Consider the following 19,409-nt stretch of genomic DNA (forward strand, 5'->3'; position numbering starts at 1 on the left):
CCGCCGTCACGCGCCACGAGATCATTGGTTCCGTGACCAACTCCGACGAGGCAGCCGTTCCCGTGAGCCTGCCGGCCCGCTCATGGTCAGTGATCGACGCGACGATGGACAACGTCTTGTCGGTCAGTCATCGTCGGAGGCGAGCACGACGTCGAACGTGGTGCACACAAGGTCCACGAAGGCAGCGGCAGCCGCCGTGAGGTGCCTGTCGGACGAGGCGATAAGGGAAACTCCCCACTGCGGCAGGCCGGATACCGTCCGCCAGGTCAGCCCACGCGATCGGATCATTGATTTGGGCATGATGGCGACGCCGAATCCGGCGCGGACGAGTTCGGCGCAGGTCAGGATGTCAGCCACCTCGACCACGATCCTCCGCTGTATCCCGGCGTTCCGGAATGCCTGATCCGACAGCGTCCGCGCACCCCAGCCCTCCGGGAATTCGACGAACGCCTCGTCGCTGAGATCGGCGAGTTCAAGCCTGCGGGGCAGGCGGCGACTGGTCGGCACGACGAGCACGAAGGGTTCGGTTGCCAATTCGGCCACGCGCAGCCCGCGCGCGGAAGCTTCGGGCTGCCAGGCAAACGCCAGGTCGAGCTCACCGTGCCGGACGTGTTCAGCAAGAGCGACAGAGCCGCCGTGGGCAGGTTGGGGTTCGATGACGACCCCCGGGTGTGCCTGGTGGAACGCCGCGAACATCCGGCCGGCGTCGATCAGGGCGAGCGACTGCATGATGCCGATCCGAAGCCGCCCCCGAACCACGCCGCGCACCGCGTCCACCTCATCCCTGACGGTTGCAACCTCGCGCAGGACACGTCGGGCCGCCGGCAGAAGTGCCTCGCCCGCCGCGGCCAGCCGCACACCGCGGCTCGTCCGGTCGAACAACGTTGCTTCCAGGTCCTTCTCCAGATTCCGGATCGACACTGACAGCGCGGACTGCACGAGGTTCAGCCGCGCCGCAGCCCTGGTGAAGCTCGATTCTTCTGCGAGGGCGATGAAGTGTTCGAGATGACGTAGCTCCACGGGTATTCCTTGAGTAGATGGCTTCGATCAAAAGTCTTCGTTGGACAGCATAGCTCCGGTGCATGACAGTAGAAGGGCTGGTACAACACCCATGCTGAGGAGATGTGGCAACGGACGAAACCGACGACAGCGTGTCCAGCGACTGCGGCGTCTCATGATCACGAGGGGTGCCAACGGGCATGGGCACCGCTCACCGACCAGCGAATCCTGCCGCAGGCATCACCCTCACCGGGGCCGACGGACAGCCCGCTGACCCGTCCGTTGTGCCGGGCTCGTCAACGACGAACCGGATAGCGCGAGGCGCGGAATACGCTGTTGATTTCCACACCGGAACGACAACCGCCCGACAGCTCGGCTAGTTCACCGAACGGGACAAACGCCGCGCGCAGTACTCACCTCTCCCTCCGTGTAATCAGCCGTGACGTGTCATCGACTGAACACCACATGTGAACAATGTTAATAGAAGGAGCGTGACTGAAGATGAATGGGCTCGCAGCGAAGATCGGAGCAACCTTCTACGTGATCTGGGGCCTCGTGCACATCAATGCCGCATACGCCCTGTTGACACTCGGGCAATCGGTCGATCCGAGCATGGTCCAGGCCCGCATCTTCCAGGACGCCTGGAACATCTTGGTCGGCGCTGTCGCCGTGATCATCGTCGGTATCGCCATGAACTGGCGCAACTCCAAGACCGGCTTCTGGATCAACCTAACCGTTGTGTCACTACTGGATATACCCTTCGTCATCTTCGTCATCGTGCCCGGTTACGCGCCGTTATGGCCAGGACTCCAGGGCCCGATCGCCTGGGTGATCGCCGCAGTCTTCAGCGCACTGGGACTGGCCGGCCACCCGGTCCGGCCCAAGAGCGCCCACGTGGCCGCAGGACATTCTCACTGACGCCGACAACGTGGGGTGCGGCAACCAGTGAAGGCGCCGCACACATGTTTCACCGACAGCTTCAGCAGAACCTGGGTTACGTCGGACGGGTGGCCGTTTGCAACCACGACTCCAGCTCGATACGGGCCGGCGCGTAGACCTGAAAACTGTATCGGTGGACCCAGGTAGCCGCCGCACTTGCGGTCGCGACCTTCCCGGCAGATCGCACCTGGATGAAGTCGGTGTCTCGCCACCCTCTTCCGCGCTCGCGCGGTTGATCGTTCGACATCGACGTGGGTCATCCTGGAGGAGTTGCCGCACGTACCTGCTCGACCAGGGCATGATCGAGTGGTACCTGCCGTCTCGACTGGAGTACGTCGAGACTCTGCCGCGCAACGACAACGGCAAGGTGGCACAGAAACTACTTCGACGCTTGCTGCAGGGCGAGGCCGTCCTCCCTGAGTGAGGCAGGCCCGCTTGCCAACCTGTGTTCCACGGCAGCGCGCAGGACCGCAGCGCCGGGGGCGCACGACCTACCCCGTCAGGGCGGTGGGCCATGCGCTGGTGACGTGCATACCGTTTCCTGACGGGACGGGAGCTGAAGGCAGCTGAAGGGCAGGTATGAGCTCATTCGGGAATCAAAATGACCTTCCCGAACTTTCCGGGGCTGGCGAGGCGGGCATAGGCGGCTGCGTACCGATCGAGGGAGAAGGTCGTGTCGACCGGAACTCGCAAGCGTCCGTGGGCGAGCAGGGGAACGACCGAATTTCGAACGATGGTGGCGAGAAGCACCTTCTCGGCGTGCGCGCGGCCGCGAATGGTCGTCCCGATCAGCTGACCGCGTGCGAGCATGAGGTCGAACATCTGAAGCGGGACCGTGGCACCGGCCTGAACACCGACGATGAGGAGCTTGCCGCGACTGCGCAGCAGAGTGACCCGTTGCAGGCAGTTCGGTCCGCCGACGAGTTCGACGATCACGTCGTAGGGCCCGTTCCGCGCCTCGTCGGCGGGAGTGACGACGTCCACCTCGGCACCGTCCGGGGCAAGCGCCTTCACCTGGTCGTGGAGCTGCGTTCGTCGCACGCTCGCGACCGTGTGAGCTCCGGATATCGCGGCGACCTGCACCATGGCTGTTCCGACGCCGCCCGCTGCGCCGGTGATCAGCACGCGATCGCCGGCACGGACCTGGGCCTGGGCGACCAGGGCGTCCCACGCGGTGCTGAAGGCCTCCGGAAAGCCGGCAGCCTCATACCAGGACAGAGCACGTGGCACCGGAAGCAGGAGATCGGCAGGAACGGTGATCCGCTCAGCGTGACCGCCACCACCGACCAGAGCCATGACCCGGTCTCCCGGGACGATTCCCGCAACGGCGCTCCCGACCTGCTCGGCTTCACCGGCGACCTCCAGGCCGGGCACGTCGGCTGGCCACCCCGGCGGCGCCGGATAGTGCCCCCGGGCCTGCTGCAGGTCGGCGGCGTTGAGACCCGCAGCGCGCACGCGAACCACGACATCTGCCGATCCCGCCAGCGGATCCGGCCGTTGCTCCAGGTGGAACTGCCCGTTCGAGTCAGTCACCACAGCCCGCACGATCAAACCTCCCATCCGGGTCCTGATGGTGCCCGCCTGGCATAGCAGACCTGTTTGCTACTCCTTGACGACTGCGACGGGCGGCGTGGTTGCCCGGGATCGCGGTGCAGCGTCGAGCTCCCACCGGGCCCGATCCGGCGTAGTGGACACTGATCGAGAAGGCCCGACCATTTCGAATCGTGTCCAGCAGTGCACCCCAGTAGCGGTGACCATGAAGCCTTTGGCGTCCGATCCTGCCGATGTTTAGCAACACTGTGGTGTTCCGAGCAGCGAATTCCGTGTTCGGCTCGAGCGAGCGACCTCCTGCGGTCCGGTGAATCGCTTCACTACCGCAGGAGGTCGGCATCCCCGGGGGGCCGGTTACCGGGCGGTACCGAGGAGCTGCTGGGCCCGCGAGATCACGGGCCTGTCGATCAGCTGGCCGTCCAACCGCACCATGACCTCGCCATCCGCGCCGTCGATCGCCGCGAGCACCCGCCTGGCCCAGTCCAGGTCTCCCTCGGACGGGGCGAACGCACCGTTCACCGCGTCAATCTGCCGCGGTTCGATGCACAGCTTCCCTCCGAAGCCGAGGTGGCGAGCTCGTCCGGCGTCCGCGGCGGCGACCCCGGGATCGTCCAGGTCGGTCGTGACCCCGTCGATCGGCGGCGCGATTCCGGCCGCACGGGAGGCGATCACCAATCGCGACCGCGCGTACAGGAGGTTCACGTCGTCCTGCCCGGCGCGGACGTCGATCCCGAGGTCCAGGCCGAAGTCGAGACTGCCGAAGATCAGCGCCGCGACCCGGGGGGTGGCGGCCACGGCCGAGGCGTTCTGGAGCCCCGCCGCGGTCTCGACCAGTGGCAGCACGGGGACCGCGGCCGGGAGGGCGGAAGCCGTCCTCTCGATCGGCGCCGACCCGTCGGCCTTGGGCAGCACCACACCCTGCAGGCCCGGAGCGCCCGCGACGGCGGCCAGGTCGTCCTCGTACCACTCAGTGTCGACCGCGTTGATCCGTACATATGCCTGGTGCTCCGTCAGCCAACGGGCCACTGCCCTCCGTGCCGCGTCCTTCTTCGCCGGACCGACAAGATCCTCGAGATCGAGGATGACCGCATGCGCGCCGTTCGCGACAGGCTCGTCGAACCGCTCCGGACGATCACCCGGTACGACGAACCAGGAGCGAGCTTTGTGAGTCCCCATGAGGGGTCCTTTCCTCGTGAGTCCGCTTGTGTGCGTCAGAAGACGGCAACGGGATTGACGGCGCTCGACGTCACGCCGATCATTCGCCACGGCACCAACGAGAGCAGGAACTCCCACCGGTTCTTCTCCTGACATGTCCGTGCGAGCTCGTCAAGCGCAGCGTTGTCGACGAGCCAGAGCCCCAGCGCCACCAGCCCCACGACATGAATGGGCATCCGAAGGTCGAAGTCGGCCGACTCGGCAGGCGAGACCTCCTGCTGGCCATCCGTGCTGAGCAGCGCGACGTCCCGTTCGCGGAGGAACGGCAGAGTGGCGGCACTCAGCCCGGCCGCGTGATCGTCGGGGTGCGGCCCCTCCGCCGCCGTACGGGCAAAGTTACCCGTGCGCACGAACAGGGCGTCTCCTGCGCGCACGGTCACCCCCTGGCGCTCCTCGGCGGCCGCGAGCTCGTCCGGGTTGATCGCGTGGCCGGGCTCCAGCCACGGCACACCATGAAGCGCTGGAATGTCGAGCAGAACGCCCCGGGTGATGATGCCCTGGGCCGCGTGGTGGACCGACAGCTTGGTGGCGCCACCAACGGTGCGCACATCCGACATGTCGAAGCCGTTGTAGTTCTTGCCGTCCCATGAGAAGTGGGCCAGGCCGTCGAGGTGAGTGGGTGAACCGTGGGCGATCAGGCCCACGTACTCGCGCACCGCGTCGAAGCGCCCCGCCCGGCCGAACAGGGCTTCGACCTCGTTCAGCTCCATGTACCGCTGGATCACCGTGCCGTGCCCGAGGGGGTCTGGATTCTGCGGATCCATGTCGAACGACAGCGATACGGCCGTACCGTCGCGAACCGTGCCTGCTGCGGCACGCCGGACGTCGTCGGTGACCAGGTTCAGTGTCCCGAGGCGGTCGTCATGGCCCCATCTGCCCCAGTTCGACAGCTTCTGGAGGTACCCGATCACCTCTGCGTCCTGCGGCTTCCCTGACATGTCCACTCCTCGGTGTCGAACCCTCCCGGACTGACTGGAGGTTCTTATACGTGTAAGTCCCAGGTTGGCACGCGGGGATGAGGCGGGCAAGGGCGTGTGCACCGGGTCATAGGGGCGGCTACAGGGCGGGGAACGCGGCGAGCCCGGCCCGGGGCTCGGGGTCTTCTACGCTGGTCACATGGTCGATCGCCGGAGCCGGGCTCGCCGCACCACGATGAACGACGTCGCGCGTGTGGCCGGCGTGTCGTCCGCCTCCGTCTCCTACGCCCTGACGGGGGCACCCGGCGTGAGCGACGAGCTGCGCGAGCGGATCCGGGCGATCGCGAACGAGCTGGGTTACCGGCCGAGTCTGGTGGCTCAGGGCCTGAAGACCGGCAGGGCCCGCAGCATCGGCCTGCTGCTGGCAGATATCACCAATCCCTTCTATACCGAGATCGCCGCCGGCGCCGTGGCCGCCGCGGGGGACTTGGGCTACGAGGTATTGATCTCGCACGTCGGACTTGGGCAGGACGCCGACGGGGACGATGCCGACCACGCCGGTGCTGCACGGTTGGCCACGGTGGCACGCGCACACATCGACAGGTACAGCAGCGGGTTGTTGCTCACCTCGCTGCTGGCGCGCGACCAGCCGCTGCTGGCTGAACTGCGTCGCACGCACGTTCCGGCGGTGCAGCTCTACCGGAGGGTGCCCGGCGAGCCGTCGGACTGGGTGGGCATCGACGACCACGCTGCTGCCGGAGAGATCATCAACCACCTGCTGACGACCGGGCGCCGCCACATCGCGGTGCTCGGTGGGCAGCGCTCGTCCTATGCGTCGGCGGCTCGCGAGGCGGGCTTCGTCGACGCCCTGAGTGCCGCCGGCCTGCAACCGGCCAACCTCGATCAGGGACGCTGGGGCGACATCAGCCGCCGCTCGGGGCTCGAACGGGCGCGAGAGCTGTTCGCCCGCGGCACGCCGATCGACGCCGTCGCCTGCGGCAACGACCTCATCGCCCTCGGTGTGCTCGACGCCTGCCGTGAGGACGGCTTTGCAGTCCCCGATGACGTCGCCGTCACCGGCCTCGACGACATGAGCTTCGCCAGCGTCGGACCACTGCAGCTGACCACGGTCACCGTGCCGAGAGAGCTCATCGGGCGGCGCGGCGTGCAGATGCTGTTCCGGCGGATCGAGGGCAACTCGGGCCCGCCGGTCGAGGAGGTGCTCCCTCACCAGCTTCGGCCGCGCGACACGACGTGAGGAATCTGCAGGCGCGGCACGGGCGTTGAAGGCCCTTATACGTTTAAGTAGCTGCTGCCATGCCCCTGACTCGAGGAGAAGCCATGGCTGCCATGGTTGCCGACCAGATGATCGAGGTCCTCGTCCAGGCGGGAGTGCGGCGCATCTACGAGCTGGTTGGTGACAGCCTGAATCCGGTGGCGGACGCGGTCCGGCGTCATCCGGACATGGAGTGGGTGCATGTGCACAACGAGGAGGCCGCGGCGCTCGCGGCGGCCTCCGAGGCCCAGCTCACGGGACGGCTGGCAGCCTGCGCGGGCAGCTGCGGGCCCAGCAACGCACCTGGTGCAGGACCTGTACGACGCGTCCCGTAGCGGCGCTGCGGTGCTGGCGATCGCCTCGCACATCCCCTCGACGCAGATCGGGACGGGCTACTTCCAGGAGACCCATTCGCAGCAGTTGTTCGCCGAGTGCAGCGTGTACTTCGAGCTGGTCTCCCGCCCTGAGCAGCTGCCCCGCATGCAGCGCATCGCGATGCAGACCGCGCTGGCGCGCCACGGCGTGGGCGTACTGGTGCTGCCCGGCGAGACCTCGGCGGAGAACCGGCGCCGCACCCCACCGGGGACAGTGACCTCGTCATACCGCGGGCCGTCGTGCTGCCGGATCCGGAGCAGGTGCGGGCGCTGGCCGAGAAGATCAACGCCGCTGGTTCCGTCACGCTGTTCGTCGGCGCCGAGGTCCGGGACGCCCGCGCGGAGGTGCTGGAGCTGGCCTCCAGGGTGCACTCGCCGATCGGGCACTCACTGGGCGGCAAGGAGTGGATCCAGTACGACAACCCATACGACGTAGGCATGAGCGGCCTGCTCGGCTACGGCGCCTGCTACGAGGCCACCCAAAGTCCGACCTGCTCGTGCTGCTCGGCACCGACTTCCCCTACGACACGTTCCTGCCCCAGGCACGCACCGTGCAGGTCGACCGGGACGCCGCTCACCTGGGCCGGCGTACCCGACTTGATCTCGGAGTGCAGGGGGATGTCGCCGCCACCTTGCGCGCGGTGCTCCGTTGATCGCGCAGAAGAGCGGCCGCCGCTTCCTGGATCGCATGCTCCGCCGTCACGCCGAGGTGCTGGAGAAGGTCGTCGCGGCCTACACGAGCGCCCAATCCATCCGGAGTACGTCGCGGCGTTGCTCGACGAGCCGATGGACGACGACGCGATCGTCACCGTCGACACGGGCATGTGCAACGTCTGGGCGGCCCGCTACATCAGCCCGACGGGGCGCCGGCGGATCATCGGCTCGTTCCGCCAAGCACCGTCGCCGATCCGGCCGAGTTGCCCGAGGAGCTGCACAGGGCTCTCCACACGTCTGGGCCGTACCTGCTCGACGTGCGTACCGATCCCAACGCCCTGTCCATTCCACCTCACATCACCGCAGGCCAGGTCCGTGGCTTCGCGCTGGCCGCGACCCGCACCGTCCTCGACGGCGGCTCGGCAAGATGATCGAGCTCGCCCGCAGCAACCTGCGTTCCGTACCACACCCCTGAACGCCGTGCTCGCCGTCACCTCTGTGGCTACACAGGGCTCATGTCGCCTGGCTGATCCGCAGTTCGTGGACAAGGTCGTCGATGTGGTCGGCTCTACCACCACCCGCCGGAGAGTGCGGTGGTGTCGTGCGTGGATGAGAAGTCCGGGATGCAGGGCCTGGACCGCTCCCAGCCGATGATGCCGGGCATGCGGCAGCGACGTACCCACGATTACGCCGCCACGGCACCTCGAGCCGGTTCGCCGGCGGTACTTGGGCCGTCGATCGCGGGCGTCAGGAAGGCACGTCATTCGGCGGCCTGCCGTCCCGACCTAGTGACCAGGGCGACGCCGACGGCGGCCAGCGCGGTTCCGATCATCGCCCCCACCTGGAGCGGCTGACCCAGCAACGGAATGGCGGCCAACGCGGTCACGGGCGGAACCAGGAAGAGGTAGCTCGTGGCCGCTCCGCCACCCCGGCGCCGCAAGAGGGTGAAGAGCAGGACGAGCCCACCGATGGAGCTCACGACGCTCACCCACACGATGGGCCAGATCGCAGAGAACGTGACCGGTACGGACAGGCCGCCGGGGCCGAGTGCGAGCGGGGTGATCGACGCCGTCGCCACGACCAGCTGGACCGTCAGACCGGTGCGCAGATCCATCACCGCGCCGAATCGCTTCTGGTACAGGGTGCCGCCGGCGAATGCCGCCAACGAGACGAGCAGGGCGATCAATCCGGCGCCCGAGACACCGCCACCGAGTTCCGAACTGACGGCGGCCGCGACTCCGAGCAGCCCGAGCAGCAATCCGACCCACTGACGCTTTTGCAGCACCTCACCGAAGACGGGGACGGCGATCGCAGCGATCACCAGCGGGCCCGCGCTGGCGATCAGCGACGCGAGACCTGCGGACACCCCCAGGTCCAGGCCGATGTAGATGCCGCCGAACTGAACGGCGTGCAACACGAGTCCGGTGACGATCAGATGGATCCACGCCATTGGCCTGCGGGGCCACGGAGCGCGGGTCACGAGCGCAACGACGCCCATCACCACCGCGGCCACCAGGAAACGCCACCACAGCAGCGTGAGTGCCGGCATCTCGCGCATGCCGATCTTCCCGACCAGGTAGCCGCTCGACCAGATCACGATGAACAGCGCACCGGGCAGGGCGCCGAACAGAAGGGCCTTGCCCGACGCACGCAGCCGGCCGGCTCGGCTCTTGCGCACCTCGGCGGAACACCAGCGGCGCCCGGTGGCGACATCGGCATCGCCGGGCGCGGTCGGCCCGGCATCGGCCCCGGCATCGACGGAGTCTGCACAAGCGCCGGTGCGGGCAGGCGAGACTTTCATGTCCTGATCCGTTTCGTGAATGAATCGCCGAAGAAGTTCTGGAGTGCGTGAAATGTGCCGGGCGGGGTGCCGAACGGACGCGCACGGAGTGCCAGCGGTGGCCGCGGCACGTCGAATGCCGCTTATCGAGGCGGGCCGGCCAAGTCACGGCGAGGATGTGCCGAACGTAGTTTCGCCAGGCTCACGCAGAACCCCCGGCACGTTGAACGGCCGCCGCTGCGGCGCGTATCGACGCGGGGCGGATCGACGTCCTGGCTGCCGGCAGAGGGGTCGGGAGGCCGCCGGGATCGTGGGACGCTCCGGGAGGTCAGCCCTTGGCCGGCTTGCCCACGGCGTGCTTCGCGAAGAATTCGGCCAGCGGGGCGGCGACGGACCTGGGGTCGTTCTCCGTCGGGATGTGACTGGCGTTCGCGACGCGCACGAGCGTCGTGTTCGGCACCTCGGCGGCGAACCGCTCGGCGTTGTGGATCTGCTGGAAGGGGTCGTCCTCGCCCCAGACCAGCAGCTTCGGCGTGGTCGACGCGCGCAGCGACGGCACCAGCTCGAGCGTGTAGCGCTTATCCGCCGCGCCGGCGAGGGCCATCCACGACCGCGCCACACGCTCCTCGGCCAGCGGCTCGAGGTACTCCTCCACCAGCGCGTCGTCTGCCGCCCCGGCCAGCGCAGCGGCGACCGCCCCACGCCGGATCCCCACCAGGTCGTGTGCCGACGTTGCGGCGACCAGTGCCGGATCGCTGAACTGAGCGATCCTGGGCAGCGGCCACGAGTCGTAGGTCACGCCGTTGACCAGCGCGAAGGCGTTGACGTCAAGCGCGTCCGAGAGGAGCAGGTGCTGCGCGATCGCGCCACCGATGTCGTGCCCGACGATCGACACGGGCCCGTCCACGCCCAGCGCGCGGACGAAGCGGACCACCCAGGCGGAGAGCTCGGGGACGGTCGCGGTCTTCGGCGTCAGCTCTCCCCCGGAGCGACCGAACCCGGGCAGGTCGACGGCGACGGGCCGAAGTCCCGCGGCAGCGAGATCGTCCAGGATCGGGAGAAAGACGCGACTCCAGTACGTTCCGTGCAGCAGCAGGACGACCGGGCCGTCGCCGGCCGTCAAGTAGCTCGCCTTTACGCCGTCGACGTCCACGGACGCGCGCTTCTCATCGTTCGATGGCACCTGATCTCCTCCACCTCTCGTTCGCCGAGTGACGAACTTACTCGTATAAGTAGAGAGCAGCGGGTCTTATGCCCGGCCGGGGCGGGCGGAACGTGTGCGTCGAGTCACGAACCCGGACGCATGCGCCACCGAGAGCCGCGCAGGACTACCCGTGATCAGACCGAAGCGCGTTGTGCGGCGTGCTCCTTGCTGCGCCCATGAGCACGTGAACCAGCTCGCTGGGGACGGGAGTGGCACCGACCCACTGAGTTCGGCTTCAACCCGATCCGCGGATACACCGGCGCCCGGAGACAGTCACGTGCCGACCGGCGCGGGTCGGCACGGTCGCCTGGCCGCCCTCATACAGCGCCCTGACCCGAGCGAGGGAGAGGAGGCTCAGGCGGCGAAGCCGCCGTCCACCAGGATCGAGCTGCCGCTGACATGGCGACCGCCGGGGCCGGCCAGGTAGGCCACCATGCCGGCGACGTCCCGCGCTTGCCCGTAGTGACCGAGGGCGATGAACTGGCGGAGGAAGTCCGCCGTGGGTCCCTCGGCCGGATTCATGTCGGTGTCCGTCGGGCCGGGATCCACCACGACCGCGGTGATGCCACGCGGGCCCAAGTCCCGGGCCAGCCCCTTGGTGAGGCCCGTCAGCGCCGACTTGCTCAACGCGTACAGCGTCATCCCCGGTCCGGGCAGCCGTTCGATCAAACAGCTGCCGATGTTGATGATCCGGCCCCCGTCGGTCATGTGCCGAGCCGCGGTCTGCGCGGCGGCGAACACAGCTCGGACATGGATCGCCAGGGTACGGTCGACGTCCTTCAACGTGACCTCGTCCAGGGGACCGGACGGAAACACGCCCGCGTTGTTGACCAGGATGTCCAACCCGCCGAACAAGGCCACGGTTGCCTGGACCGCTGCCCGCACGGCCTCGGGGTCCGCATTGTCCGCCTGGATCGCCAGCGCGCGTCCGCCGTCCGCCTGGATCTCCTTCTCGACACCATGCGCCTGGTCCTCCGCGCTGTGGTAGGTCAAGCCGACCGCCGCGCCGTGCCTGGCCAGCGTCCGGGCGATCTCCGCCCCGATACCCCGGCTCCCACCCGTCACCAGCGCCACCTTGCCCGACAGGTCACCCATGTGCGTCCTCCCATTTCTATGTCGATCGACACAGAAATCTAGCACCCGGAAGGCTTGCCCCCGGGCTTCTGTTACGGTTGACACAGAAAAGAGGGGCACATGGGACAGCGAGGCAGACCGCGCGGCTTCGACCGAGACACCGCGCTGCGCAAGGCAATGGAGACGTTCTGGAAGTACGGCTACGACGGCGCCTCGATGACCCGCCTCACCACGGCGATGGGCATCGCCTCACCCAGCCTGTACGCCTGTTTCGGCAGCAAGGAGGCCCTGTTCCGGCAAGCCGTCGAGCTGTACGGATCGACGGTCGGCGCGCCGGCGCAACGGGCCCTGGAGGAGGCGCCCACGGCCTACGAGGGCATCCGCGCGATGCTCCGTGCCAACATCGTCACGTTCACCGACCTCGAGCAGCCGCCTGGATGCATGGTCGTCCTCGCAGCGGCGGCCGGCAGCGCGCGGAACGAAGAGGTCAGCGCTTTCGTGACCGAGCGTCGACAGGCGGTGCGGGAGCTGTTCCGGCAACGGCTCAGCCGGGGTGTGGCGGCAGGCGACGTCCCGGCCACTGCGGACCTCGACACCCTTGCGGGTCTGTACACCACGGTGCTCCACGGGCTGGCCATCCAGGCTCGCGACGGCGCCAACCGCGAGGAACTGCAGGCGATCATCGAGTCAGCGATGCTCAATGCCCCAAGGGCCAGCCGATAGACCTCTGGATTCGCCGAGCCGCGCACCTCGGGGTGAACAGAAATTCGCACACCTCGGCGGGGCCGACCAGCGAAGTGCCGGCATGCCAGTCCCCTCCACGTTAGGGATAGAAAGTCCTGGTTGCGCCGCACGTGAGAGCCCCAAGGTGCTCCCCGCGCACGCGGCGATGAGTTCGCGTTCCGAACGGGGCGTTGATGTCGACTGCCCCCGCCCCAAGCCGCCGTCAGGTGCCGAATGTCTGCTCGCCGAGCACCTCGAGGAACTCGAAGCTCGCCGACGTGGTCGATCCCGGTTGTGGCCGGAAGATCACCAGTCTGTAGCCGGCGGTGGAGCTGAGGACGACGTCGCACTGCACGTCGAGAGCGCCGGCGTGGGGATGGATCAGCTGCTTGCGGGTGGAGCGGAGGGGCTCCACGGCCATGTCGTCCCAGTACCGGCCGAACTCCACGCTCGTTCGGAGGAGGTCGGCGATGAGGCTGTTGGCCACGGCATCCCCGCCACGGCGTGCGGTGGCCGCACGCAGGTCCGCGACGTAACCGCGCCCGATCGCCTCGTGCTCCTCGGTGATGTTGAGCGCTCGCGATGCGGGGTCGGTGAACCAGCGCCAGGTCACGTTGCCGGCGCGCTCGTCGCCGAGTTCCCAGGAGCCGAGCAGTGCTTGGCTTAGCCGGTTCTGGGCGAGGATCGTGGTGAGGTCGTCCATGGCGTGCGCGGGCACGGTGGTCAGGGCGTCGAGTAGGAACATCATCGCGGGGTCGACGTAGCCGCCGGTCGCGCCCGTGAGCGGCGGGGAGCAGCCGGCGAGCCGGTAGAGGTGGTCGCGCTCGGCGACGGACAGGCGCAGCGCCCTGGCCAGGCTCGCCAGCATGGCTTGCGAGGGGTGCGCATTGCGGGACTGCTCCAGCCGCTCGTAGTAGTCGACCGAGACGTTCGCCAGCAGCGCGACCTCGGCTCGTCGGAGCCCGGGGGTGCGGCGGCGGCCGCCGGCGACGAGCCCGACGTCGGCCGGGCGCAGAGCCTCGCGCCGAGCCCGCAGGAAGCTCCCCACGTCGTTGTGCCTGCTCGTGCCCCTCACTCCTGGATGGCCTTCATTCCGGCCGCGACGTACCGCTCGCCGGCCACCTCGTCGGCCGGGATCACCTCAGCCATGGCGGTCAGCGTCTCGGCGTCCACGCTGAGCGTGGCAGCGGCGACGTTCTCCTCCAGGTAGGCGCGCCGCTTGGTGCCGGGAATGGCGGTGACGCCGTGCGCGAGCACCCATGCAAGGGCCAGCTGCCCGGGTGTGGCGTCGTATTCCTCGGCGATCACTCGGACGCGGTCGGCCAGAGCGAGGTTGTGCGCGAAGTTCTCGCCGCTGAAACGGGGGGCGCTGCGACGCCAGTCGCCCTCCGGCAACCCGTCGAGCGAGCGCAGCTCGCCGGTCAGCAGGCCGCGACCCAACGGTGAGTAGGCCACGAACCCGATGCCCAGCTCGCGCACCGTGTCGAGCACACCGTTGGTCTCCACGGTCCGCGTGAACAGCGAGTACTCGGTCTGCACGGCCGAGAGCGGTGCCGCTGCGTGGGCCGCGCGAACGGTCTCGGCGGACGCTTCACAGATGCCCAGGTACCGCACCTTGCCTTCGGCGACCAGCTCGCCCAGCGCACCGAAGGTCTCGGCCACCGGCACGTTCGGGTCCACCCGGTGCTGGTAGTACAGATCGATGCGGTCCGTGCCGAGCCGCCGCAGCGAGCCCTCCACCGCACGCCGCAGGTAGTCGGGCCGGCCGTTCGGGCCGCCGACGATCTTGCCCGTCTCGTCGAGCGTCACCCCACCGAACTTGGTGGCGAGCACGACTCGGTCTCGGTCGCGCGCGACCGCGCGTCCGACCAACTGCTCACCGGTGAACGGGCCGTATATGTCCGCTGTGTCGAACAGCGTCACGCCGAGCTCGATCGCCCGCTGGATCGTGTCGACCGACCCCGCATCGTCCGGGGTGCCGTACATCGCGGTCATCCCCATCGTGCCCAAACCCTCGACCGACGTGGTCAAACCCCGGCTGCCGAGCGCGTGTGTCCTGATGCTCATGTTGTCCTCTAGTCGTGGCGCGCCTCCGCCATTCGGCGGCGCCACCAAGCATGCGACGGCACCCGGACACTTCGATCGTTCAGCTCAGACCCGTCTTCCGAGGACGACGCTAGGGCACGGCGAACCGTGACGAGCCGGGCGCTCCCGGCACGAGCACATCGGGTCGAGCCCACCTTCCGGCTGTGGCAGCCGCCCTGCAGGAGAGACGGGCGACAACCCCAGGCCCGCCCCACGGCCGGGCTGGGCGGTCAGCCGCCACCCGGCCAACCGAGGCCGCAACTCCCGCCGTAGCTGTAACCAAACCCGCTCGTCCAGGGGGACGACCAGTTGGGCGCGCCGGGGTCGTCGGTATGGAACCAGTTCGGCGAGGGCCGGCCCTCAGGGACAAGGGCGTCGACGCCCAGGACGTCGACGGCGAACTCGGCGACGACGCGGTGATACTCGCTCCAGAGCAGCTTGAACGCCGTCGCCTTCGGCAAAGGCTCCTCCCCGGCGATCAGCAGCGCCGCCATCCGGGCTCCGTGGCAGCGCAGCTGCTCGACCTGGACGTGGCATCAGGCAAGCCGGGTCCGGATGTCGGGTCGTTGTCGAGACCCCGCTCGTTGCGGAATCGAATCAGAGCGTGCAGGGCCGTCTCACCGCGCTCGAAACCGAGCAACGTCATCACCACCGCCCAGCCCCGTTGACCTCGCCCACGACACCGGATCGCCTGGGCACCCATCGAGCGACGTGCGGCACGAGGGCGCCGTGTGCCAGGGCGCCCGCACGGCCGTCCGCGCCGCGCCGCGCACGGGTTCGCCGCGGCGCACTTCGTCGCCGAGACGACCGTGAAGACGCACGTGGGCAACATCCTGGCCAAGACCGGCTCGCGCGACCGGGTGCAGGCCGTGGTGCTCGCGTTCCGCACCGGTCTGGTGCACTGACCGCCTCGGAACGGGAGGTCCGTTCGGTCCGCATCCAAAGTCCGGCTCGCCAAGACCCGCATCTCCCGGCGCACCCCCTCCCCCCAACCCCTCGCCCCCTCCCCCAACGCTGCATCGACGTGCTGCGCGAACACCGCACCCGACAAACCGCCATGCGCACGCTCGCCAAAGACCACTGGACCGACCACGACCTCGTCTTCGCCTCCGGGCGGCACCCCACTGGATCCAGCGAACGTCCGACGCGGCTTCCGCGCATCGTCGCCGCGGCCGCTCCTAACGCTCTTGCTGCGCTGGCACACCCATCTGGTCAAGCGCCGGGGTCTACGCCGGCCGCTTGCAGGATCTTCCAGAGGTGGACGCGGCGATCGGGGTTGTTGAGTCCGACGAGTTCGCCCTGGATTCGTCGATATGCCCATGTTGGGTTCTATGGACCGTCTGGAGTACCAGGTCACGGAAGTTTTGCGCGGTTGGCGGACGCCCCCCCGGCCGGTCTGGGCCGAAATGGAAGCAGTTCCTCAGCGCGCGAGCCCACGGATCCTCGCCGTCGACTTCGTCCACGTCGACGCCGTCCTCCTCCGACGCCTGTCTGCATTGATCGTCGTCGAGCATGGCACCCGCCGAGTTCACATCGCGGGGATCAACGCCAACCCGACGGGCCCTGGGTCGCCCAGCAGACCCGCAACATGCTGGTGAACCTCGGGGACCGCGCCCCGACCAGTTCCGCTTCCTCATCCGCGACCGCGAAGACGTCTCGGCCACACTACAGAGCGCGCCTTCATCGAACTGTCGCCCTCCGACCATGACACGAGCGAACCTCATGCTTGACACCATCGTCAAAATATGTAAGGTCGTCAAAGATGACAGGGCAGTCAAGCATGGCTCTGTAGCCGCTCACGCAGGCGCGACCAGGGCCAGCCGGCACGCGCATGCGGGCCGACGACCCCCAATTCCCTCGATCTCGAAGGAGCCTTCGATGAGGACCCCCATCTCGACCTGGAGGGACGCCACATCTTCATGGCGGGGCAGGCAGCAGGATCGCCCGCGGCCTGGCCCTGTAACCCCAACGCCTGGTCGCAGAGGCTGTCTCCGTGGCACGGGCGAATACCGCTGAGGGAGTCGCGAGTTGTTGAGGCGGAGATCTACTCGCTTGAGGCCACTACTGACTCACACCTGACGGGGCTCGCATCGCACAGCCGCACTCGATGAACAGCCGAGAGCACTTCTTGGAGATACTGCGCCGGGTAGACGGCAGAGTACCCGATTGTCAGCGTCACCGGGGATTGCTCAACCGCCGGATGGCGGGGACGTAGCCTGCGGAACCGTTTTGACCCAGGCATCATGATGCATCCGGTAACGCTCTACCCCGACGGTTCGGTCCCCTGCCCTTGGCCAGCTCTTCGCACGTTGCCTGGAGCTGCGCGCAGCTCGGCGATGCGATTGCCGCGGTCGAGGCCAGGGCCGATGCCGTGCTCGCCTCCAATTATGGTGGCCGGCAGCTCGATGGTGCGCCTGCGGCCAATGAATTCTCCCGCGGTACTTTCGACCGCCGCCGGCGGGTGCAAGTCGCGTTCGACAGCGGTATTTGACGGGGCAGCGACATCGCGACAGCCCCGACACTCGGCGCCGATGTAGTAGCGATCGGGCGACTTGCAGGCCTGGCCGACCTCGGATCTTCTGGCATGGACCAGCACCCTGCGAGGAGATGCGCACGGATCCGATGGCTCCAGCGGATCACTCAGATGCGCGAGCAGACTAACCCGCGGACGATTGTCATCACCCACACTGCAATATGACGCCATTGATGGGAGTTCTGTGTGAGACTGCATAATAGGGCGCAAGCCATCCGGGGAAACCGAGCCCGGGTGAAGTCTGTTGAGCAGTCAATTGCCGACGCCGACGAGCCGGGCCGTAGGCTCCGCAAGGAGCTAAGGCTGCTTGATCTGATGGTGTTCGGGGTTGCAGCCGTGGTAGGCGCCGGGATCTTCACCGTGACTGCGAGCATCGCCGGCGATGTGGCCGGGCCGGCGGTGTCACTGGCGTTCGTGATTGCGGCGATCGCATGCGGTCTGGCTGCGTTGTGCTATGCCGAGCTCGCCTCCATCGTCCCCGTGGCCGGTAGCGCGTACACGTATTCCTATGCCACCTTCGGCGAGCTGGTCGCATGGGTAGTCGGTTGGGATGTGGTGTTGGAGTGCGGACTAGGCGCCGCGGTGGTCTCCAGGAGCTGGTCGGCGTATCTTGTGCAGTTCTTGAGATTGGTTGGAGTGCCGCTGTCCGGGACCGTGGTGGCGTGGGGCCCTATCGCGTTCGACTGGGCTGCCCCTCTGATAGCCATAGTGCTCACGACGGTCCTCACCCTCGGGGTGAAGCTGTCGAGCCGCGTCAGCCAGATCATCACCGCGTTCAAGGTCCTGGTGGTCGTGCTGGTAGTCGTGGTCGGCGCCGGCTATGTCAAGGCGTCCAACTACGTCCCGTTCATTCCACCGTCCACAACGAGCGGATCCACCTCCGGCGGCGGTGGTCCATGGCTGCACGAGAGCCTGCTGGCCGTGCTGGGCGGCGGCGGGGTCGGGGGCGCCGGTTTCGGGCTGGGCGGCCTATTCGCGGCAGCATCGCTGATATTCTTCGCGTTCATCGGGTTCGACATCGTGGCCACTGCCGCTGAAGAGACGCGCAACCCGCAGAAGGTCATACCCCGCGGCATCATCGGCGCACTGGTGCCGATCACGGTGCTGTACGTGGCGGTCTCACTGGTGGTCACCGGAATGGTCAACTACACGGCGTTGGCTACCCGGTCTAACGGCACCCAGGCGACCCTGGCCACCGCGTTCGCGCTCAACGGGGTCGACTGGGCAGTCGTGGTCATCTCATTGGGGGCACTGACCGGGCTGACCACCGTCGTGCTCGTGGCGCTGCTCGGGCAGTCCCGGGTGTTGTTCGCCATGTCACGCGACGGGCTTCTACCGCGCCAACTGGCCAGGACCAACTCGGCGGGCGTCCCTGTCCGGATCACGTTGACCATCGGAGCCGCGGTGGCCTTGGTTGCTGCGTTCATCCCGGCCGGCACCCTGGAGGAGATGGTGAATATCGGGACGCTGTTCGCGTTCGTGCTGGTGTCGATCGGAGTGATGATGCTGCGGTACAGCCGCCCGGACCTACCGCGCGCATTCCGGACCCCGATGATGCCGATGATCCCGATCCTGTCAGCGCTGGCCTGCCTGTGGCTCATGCTCAACCTGAGCATCCAGACCTGGCTGCGGTTCGTCATCTGGATGCTACTCGGCCTAGTCGTCTATTACGGCTATGGACGGCGACATTCACGACTCTCCCAACAAGGCGACTAACTCCGAGAGCCAGGACTCTTCAGGCGAGAGCGGCAAGATCCCGCGATAGACGGGGCGAAAAGTGCCCACCTGCCACTCCCCCCTCTACCCAGCATTGGCTTCGTGGTGCACCAGCATCTCAGCAGCCGTCTATTAGGAGATGCGGGCACGCGTCGGCAGTGCTAGGCGGGGCGGTCCTCGGGGCAACAGGACGCCGGTGAGCAGCGGTGGACTGCTCACCTCGCTGGACTATCGACAGCATACGATTGTGCGTGCTCACGACGCGAAGTCGAACGCGAGCACGCGCTCGATTCCCGCCCTCGACGATCGAAAGCACTGAACCCTTGACCTTCTCGTCGTGATCGTAAGAGTTTCTTCGTCGTGACCGGC

At 67.7% G+C, this 19,409-nt stretch carries 14 protein-coding genes and 4 pseudogenes; 8 read left to right on the forward strand and 10 right to left on the reverse strand.

Annotation, left to right across the window (positions count from 1 at the left end; all coding sequences use genetic code 11):
- Window positions 1-123: 123 nt before the first annotated feature.
- The gene (locus ACQPZA_RS27225) at window positions 124-1,020 is read right to left on the reverse strand and encodes a LysR family transcriptional regulator (protein ID WP_433275033.1); all 897 of its coding nucleotides are present in this window, start codon (window positions 1,018-1,020) and stop codon (window positions 124-126) included.
- Between the two features lie 480 nt (window positions 1,021-1,500).
- Between ACQPZA_RS27225 and ACQPZA_RS27230 the strand changes: the two genes are divergently transcribed.
- On the forward strand, window positions 1,501-1,917 hold the full coding sequence (locus ACQPZA_RS27230) for a hypothetical protein (protein WP_433275034.1): 417 nt from the start codon (window positions 1,501-1,503) through the stop codon (window positions 1,915-1,917).
- A gap of 606 nt (window positions 1,918-2,523) precedes the next feature.
- On the opposite strand, the gene ACQPZA_RS27235 is transcribed toward ACQPZA_RS27230, so the two are convergent.
- From ACQPZA_RS27235 to ACQPZA_RS27245, 3 genes are all read right to left on the reverse strand, one after another.
- On the reverse strand, window positions 2,524-3,483 hold the full coding sequence (locus tag ACQPZA_RS27235) for an alcohol dehydrogenase catalytic domain-containing protein (RefSeq protein ID WP_433275035.1): 960 nt from the start codon (window positions 3,481-3,483) through the stop codon (window positions 2,524-2,526).
- Between the two features lie 360 nt (window positions 3,484-3,843).
- Window positions 3,844-4,755 (reverse strand): HpcH/HpaI aldolase/citrate lyase family protein, encoded by a 912-nt coding sequence (locus tag ACQPZA_RS27240; protein WP_433275036.1) that lies wholly within the window; start codon window positions 4,753-4,755, stop codon window positions 3,844-3,846.
- Window positions 4,701-5,615, reverse strand: coding sequence for a cyclase family protein (locus ACQPZA_RS27245; protein WP_433275037.1), 915 nt, complete (start codon window positions 5,613-5,615; stop codon window positions 4,701-4,703). Before ACQPZA_RS27245 ends, ACQPZA_RS27240 begins: the two co-directional genes overlap by 55 nt.
- 205 nt (window positions 5,616-5,820) lie before the next feature.
- Between ACQPZA_RS27245 and ACQPZA_RS27250 the strand changes: the two genes are divergently transcribed.
- From ACQPZA_RS27250 to ACQPZA_RS27260, 3 genes and pseudogenes are all read left to right on the forward strand, one after another.
- Window positions 5,821-6,879, forward strand: coding sequence for a LacI family DNA-binding transcriptional regulator (locus ACQPZA_RS27250; protein WP_433275038.1), 1,059 nt, complete (start codon window positions 5,821-5,823; stop codon window positions 6,877-6,879).
- Window positions 6,880-6,962: 83 nt separating this feature from the next.
- Window positions 6,963-8,400 (forward strand): annotated as a pseudogene (locus ACQPZA_RS27255) (thiamine pyrophosphate-binding protein).
- Between the two features lie 53 nt (window positions 8,401-8,453).
- Window positions 8,454-8,643, forward strand: a pseudogene (locus ACQPZA_RS27260) (IS630 family transposase); the annotation flags it as partial.
- A 42-nt stretch (window positions 8,644-8,685) separates the two neighbouring features.
- On the opposite strand, the gene ACQPZA_RS27265 reads toward ACQPZA_RS27260, so the two are convergent.
- The 3 genes from ACQPZA_RS27265 to ACQPZA_RS27275 form a co-directional block, all read right to left on the reverse strand.
- Entirely contained in the window at window positions 8,686-9,726 is a 1,041-nt protein-coding gene (locus ACQPZA_RS27265; protein ID WP_433275039.1) for a DMT family transporter, read from the reverse strand.
- A gap of 307 nt (window positions 9,727-10,033) precedes the next feature.
- Entirely contained in the window at window positions 10,034-10,888 is an 855-nt protein-coding gene (locus ACQPZA_RS27270) for an alpha/beta fold hydrolase (protein WP_433275040.1), read from the reverse strand.
- A 375-nt stretch (window positions 10,889-11,263) separates the two neighbouring features.
- On the reverse strand, window positions 11,264-12,004 hold the full coding sequence (locus tag ACQPZA_RS27275; protein WP_433275041.1) for an SDR family NAD(P)-dependent oxidoreductase: 741 nt from the start codon (window positions 12,002-12,004) through the stop codon (window positions 11,264-11,266).
- Between the two features lie 99 nt (window positions 12,005-12,103).
- Here ACQPZA_RS27275 and ACQPZA_RS27280 point away from each other — a divergent pair, with 99 nt between their 5' ends.
- The gene (locus tag ACQPZA_RS27280) at window positions 12,104-12,706 is read left to right on the forward strand and encodes a TetR/AcrR family transcriptional regulator (RefSeq protein ID WP_433275042.1); all 603 of its coding nucleotides are present in this window, start codon (window positions 12,104-12,106) and stop codon (window positions 12,704-12,706) included.
- Between the two features lie 223 nt (window positions 12,707-12,929).
- Here ACQPZA_RS27280 and ACQPZA_RS27285 read toward each other — a convergent pair whose 3' ends face one another.
- The 3 genes and pseudogenes from ACQPZA_RS27285 to ACQPZA_RS27295 form a co-directional block, all read right to left on the reverse strand.
- Complete coding sequence (locus ACQPZA_RS27285; RefSeq protein WP_433275043.1) at window positions 12,930-13,781, reverse strand: helix-turn-helix transcriptional regulator; 852 nt, start codon at window positions 13,779-13,781, stop codon at window positions 12,930-12,932.
- Complete coding sequence (locus ACQPZA_RS27290) at window positions 13,778-14,773, reverse strand: aldo/keto reductase (RefSeq protein ID WP_433275044.1); 996 nt, start codon at window positions 14,771-14,773, stop codon at window positions 13,778-13,780. Before ACQPZA_RS27290 ends, ACQPZA_RS27285 begins: the two co-directional genes overlap by 4 nt.
- A gap of 248 nt (window positions 14,774-15,021) precedes the next feature.
- A pseudogene (locus ACQPZA_RS27295) lies at window positions 15,022-15,312 on the reverse strand (hypothetical protein); the annotation flags it as partial.
- 270 nt (window positions 15,313-15,582) lie between these two features.
- Here ACQPZA_RS27295 and ACQPZA_RS27300 point away from each other — a divergent pair.
- From ACQPZA_RS27300 to ACQPZA_RS27310, 3 genes and pseudogenes are all read left to right on the forward strand, one after another.
- A pseudogene (locus tag ACQPZA_RS27300) lies at window positions 15,583-15,696 on the forward strand (LuxR C-terminal-related transcriptional regulator); the annotation flags it as partial.
- Between the two features lie 1,385 nt (window positions 15,697-17,081).
- Window positions 17,082-17,282 carry an alpha-hydroxy-acid oxidizing protein gene (locus tag ACQPZA_RS27305; RefSeq protein ID WP_433275045.1) on the forward strand — a complete coding sequence of 67 codons (201 nt, stop codon included), beginning with the start codon at window positions 17,082-17,084 and terminating at the stop codon, window positions 17,280-17,282.
- 255 nt (window positions 17,283-17,537) lie between these two features.
- Window positions 17,538-19,040 (forward strand): amino acid permease, encoded by a 1,503-nt coding sequence (locus ACQPZA_RS27310; RefSeq protein WP_433283008.1) that lies wholly within the window; start codon window positions 17,538-17,540, stop codon window positions 19,038-19,040.
- Window positions 19,041-19,409: the final 369 nt, after the last annotated feature.

The organism is Pseudonocardia xinjiangensis, from assembly GCF_050948425.1.
In the GTDB taxonomy this organism is placed as follows: Bacteria; Actinomycetota; Actinomycetes; order Mycobacteriales; family Pseudonocardiaceae; genus Pseudonocardia; species Pseudonocardia xinjiangensis.

Coding starts and splice junctions, on each gene's coding strand:
- ACQPZA_RS27265 (WP_433275039.1), bottom strand. CDS start 9,726: ATGAAAGTCTCGCCTGCCCGCACCGGCGCTTGTGCAGACTCCGTCGAT.
- ACQPZA_RS27250 (WP_433275038.1), top strand. CDS start 5,821: ATGGTCGATCGCCGGAGCCGGGCTCGCCGCACCACGATGAACGACGTC.
- ACQPZA_RS27275 (WP_433275041.1), bottom strand. CDS start 12,004: ATGGGTGACCTGTCGGGCAAGGTGGCGCTGGTGACGGGTGGGAGCCGG.
- ACQPZA_RS27230 (WP_433275034.1), top strand. CDS start 1,501: ATGAATGGGCTCGCAGCGAAGATCGGAGCAACCTTCTACGTGATCTGG.
- ACQPZA_RS27290 (WP_433275044.1), bottom strand. CDS start 14,773: ATGAGCATCAGGACACACGCGCTCGGCAGCCGGGGTTTGACCACGTCG.
- ACQPZA_RS27280 (WP_433275042.1), top strand. CDS start 12,104: ATGGGACAGCGAGGCAGACCGCGCGGCTTCGACCGAGACACCGCGCTG.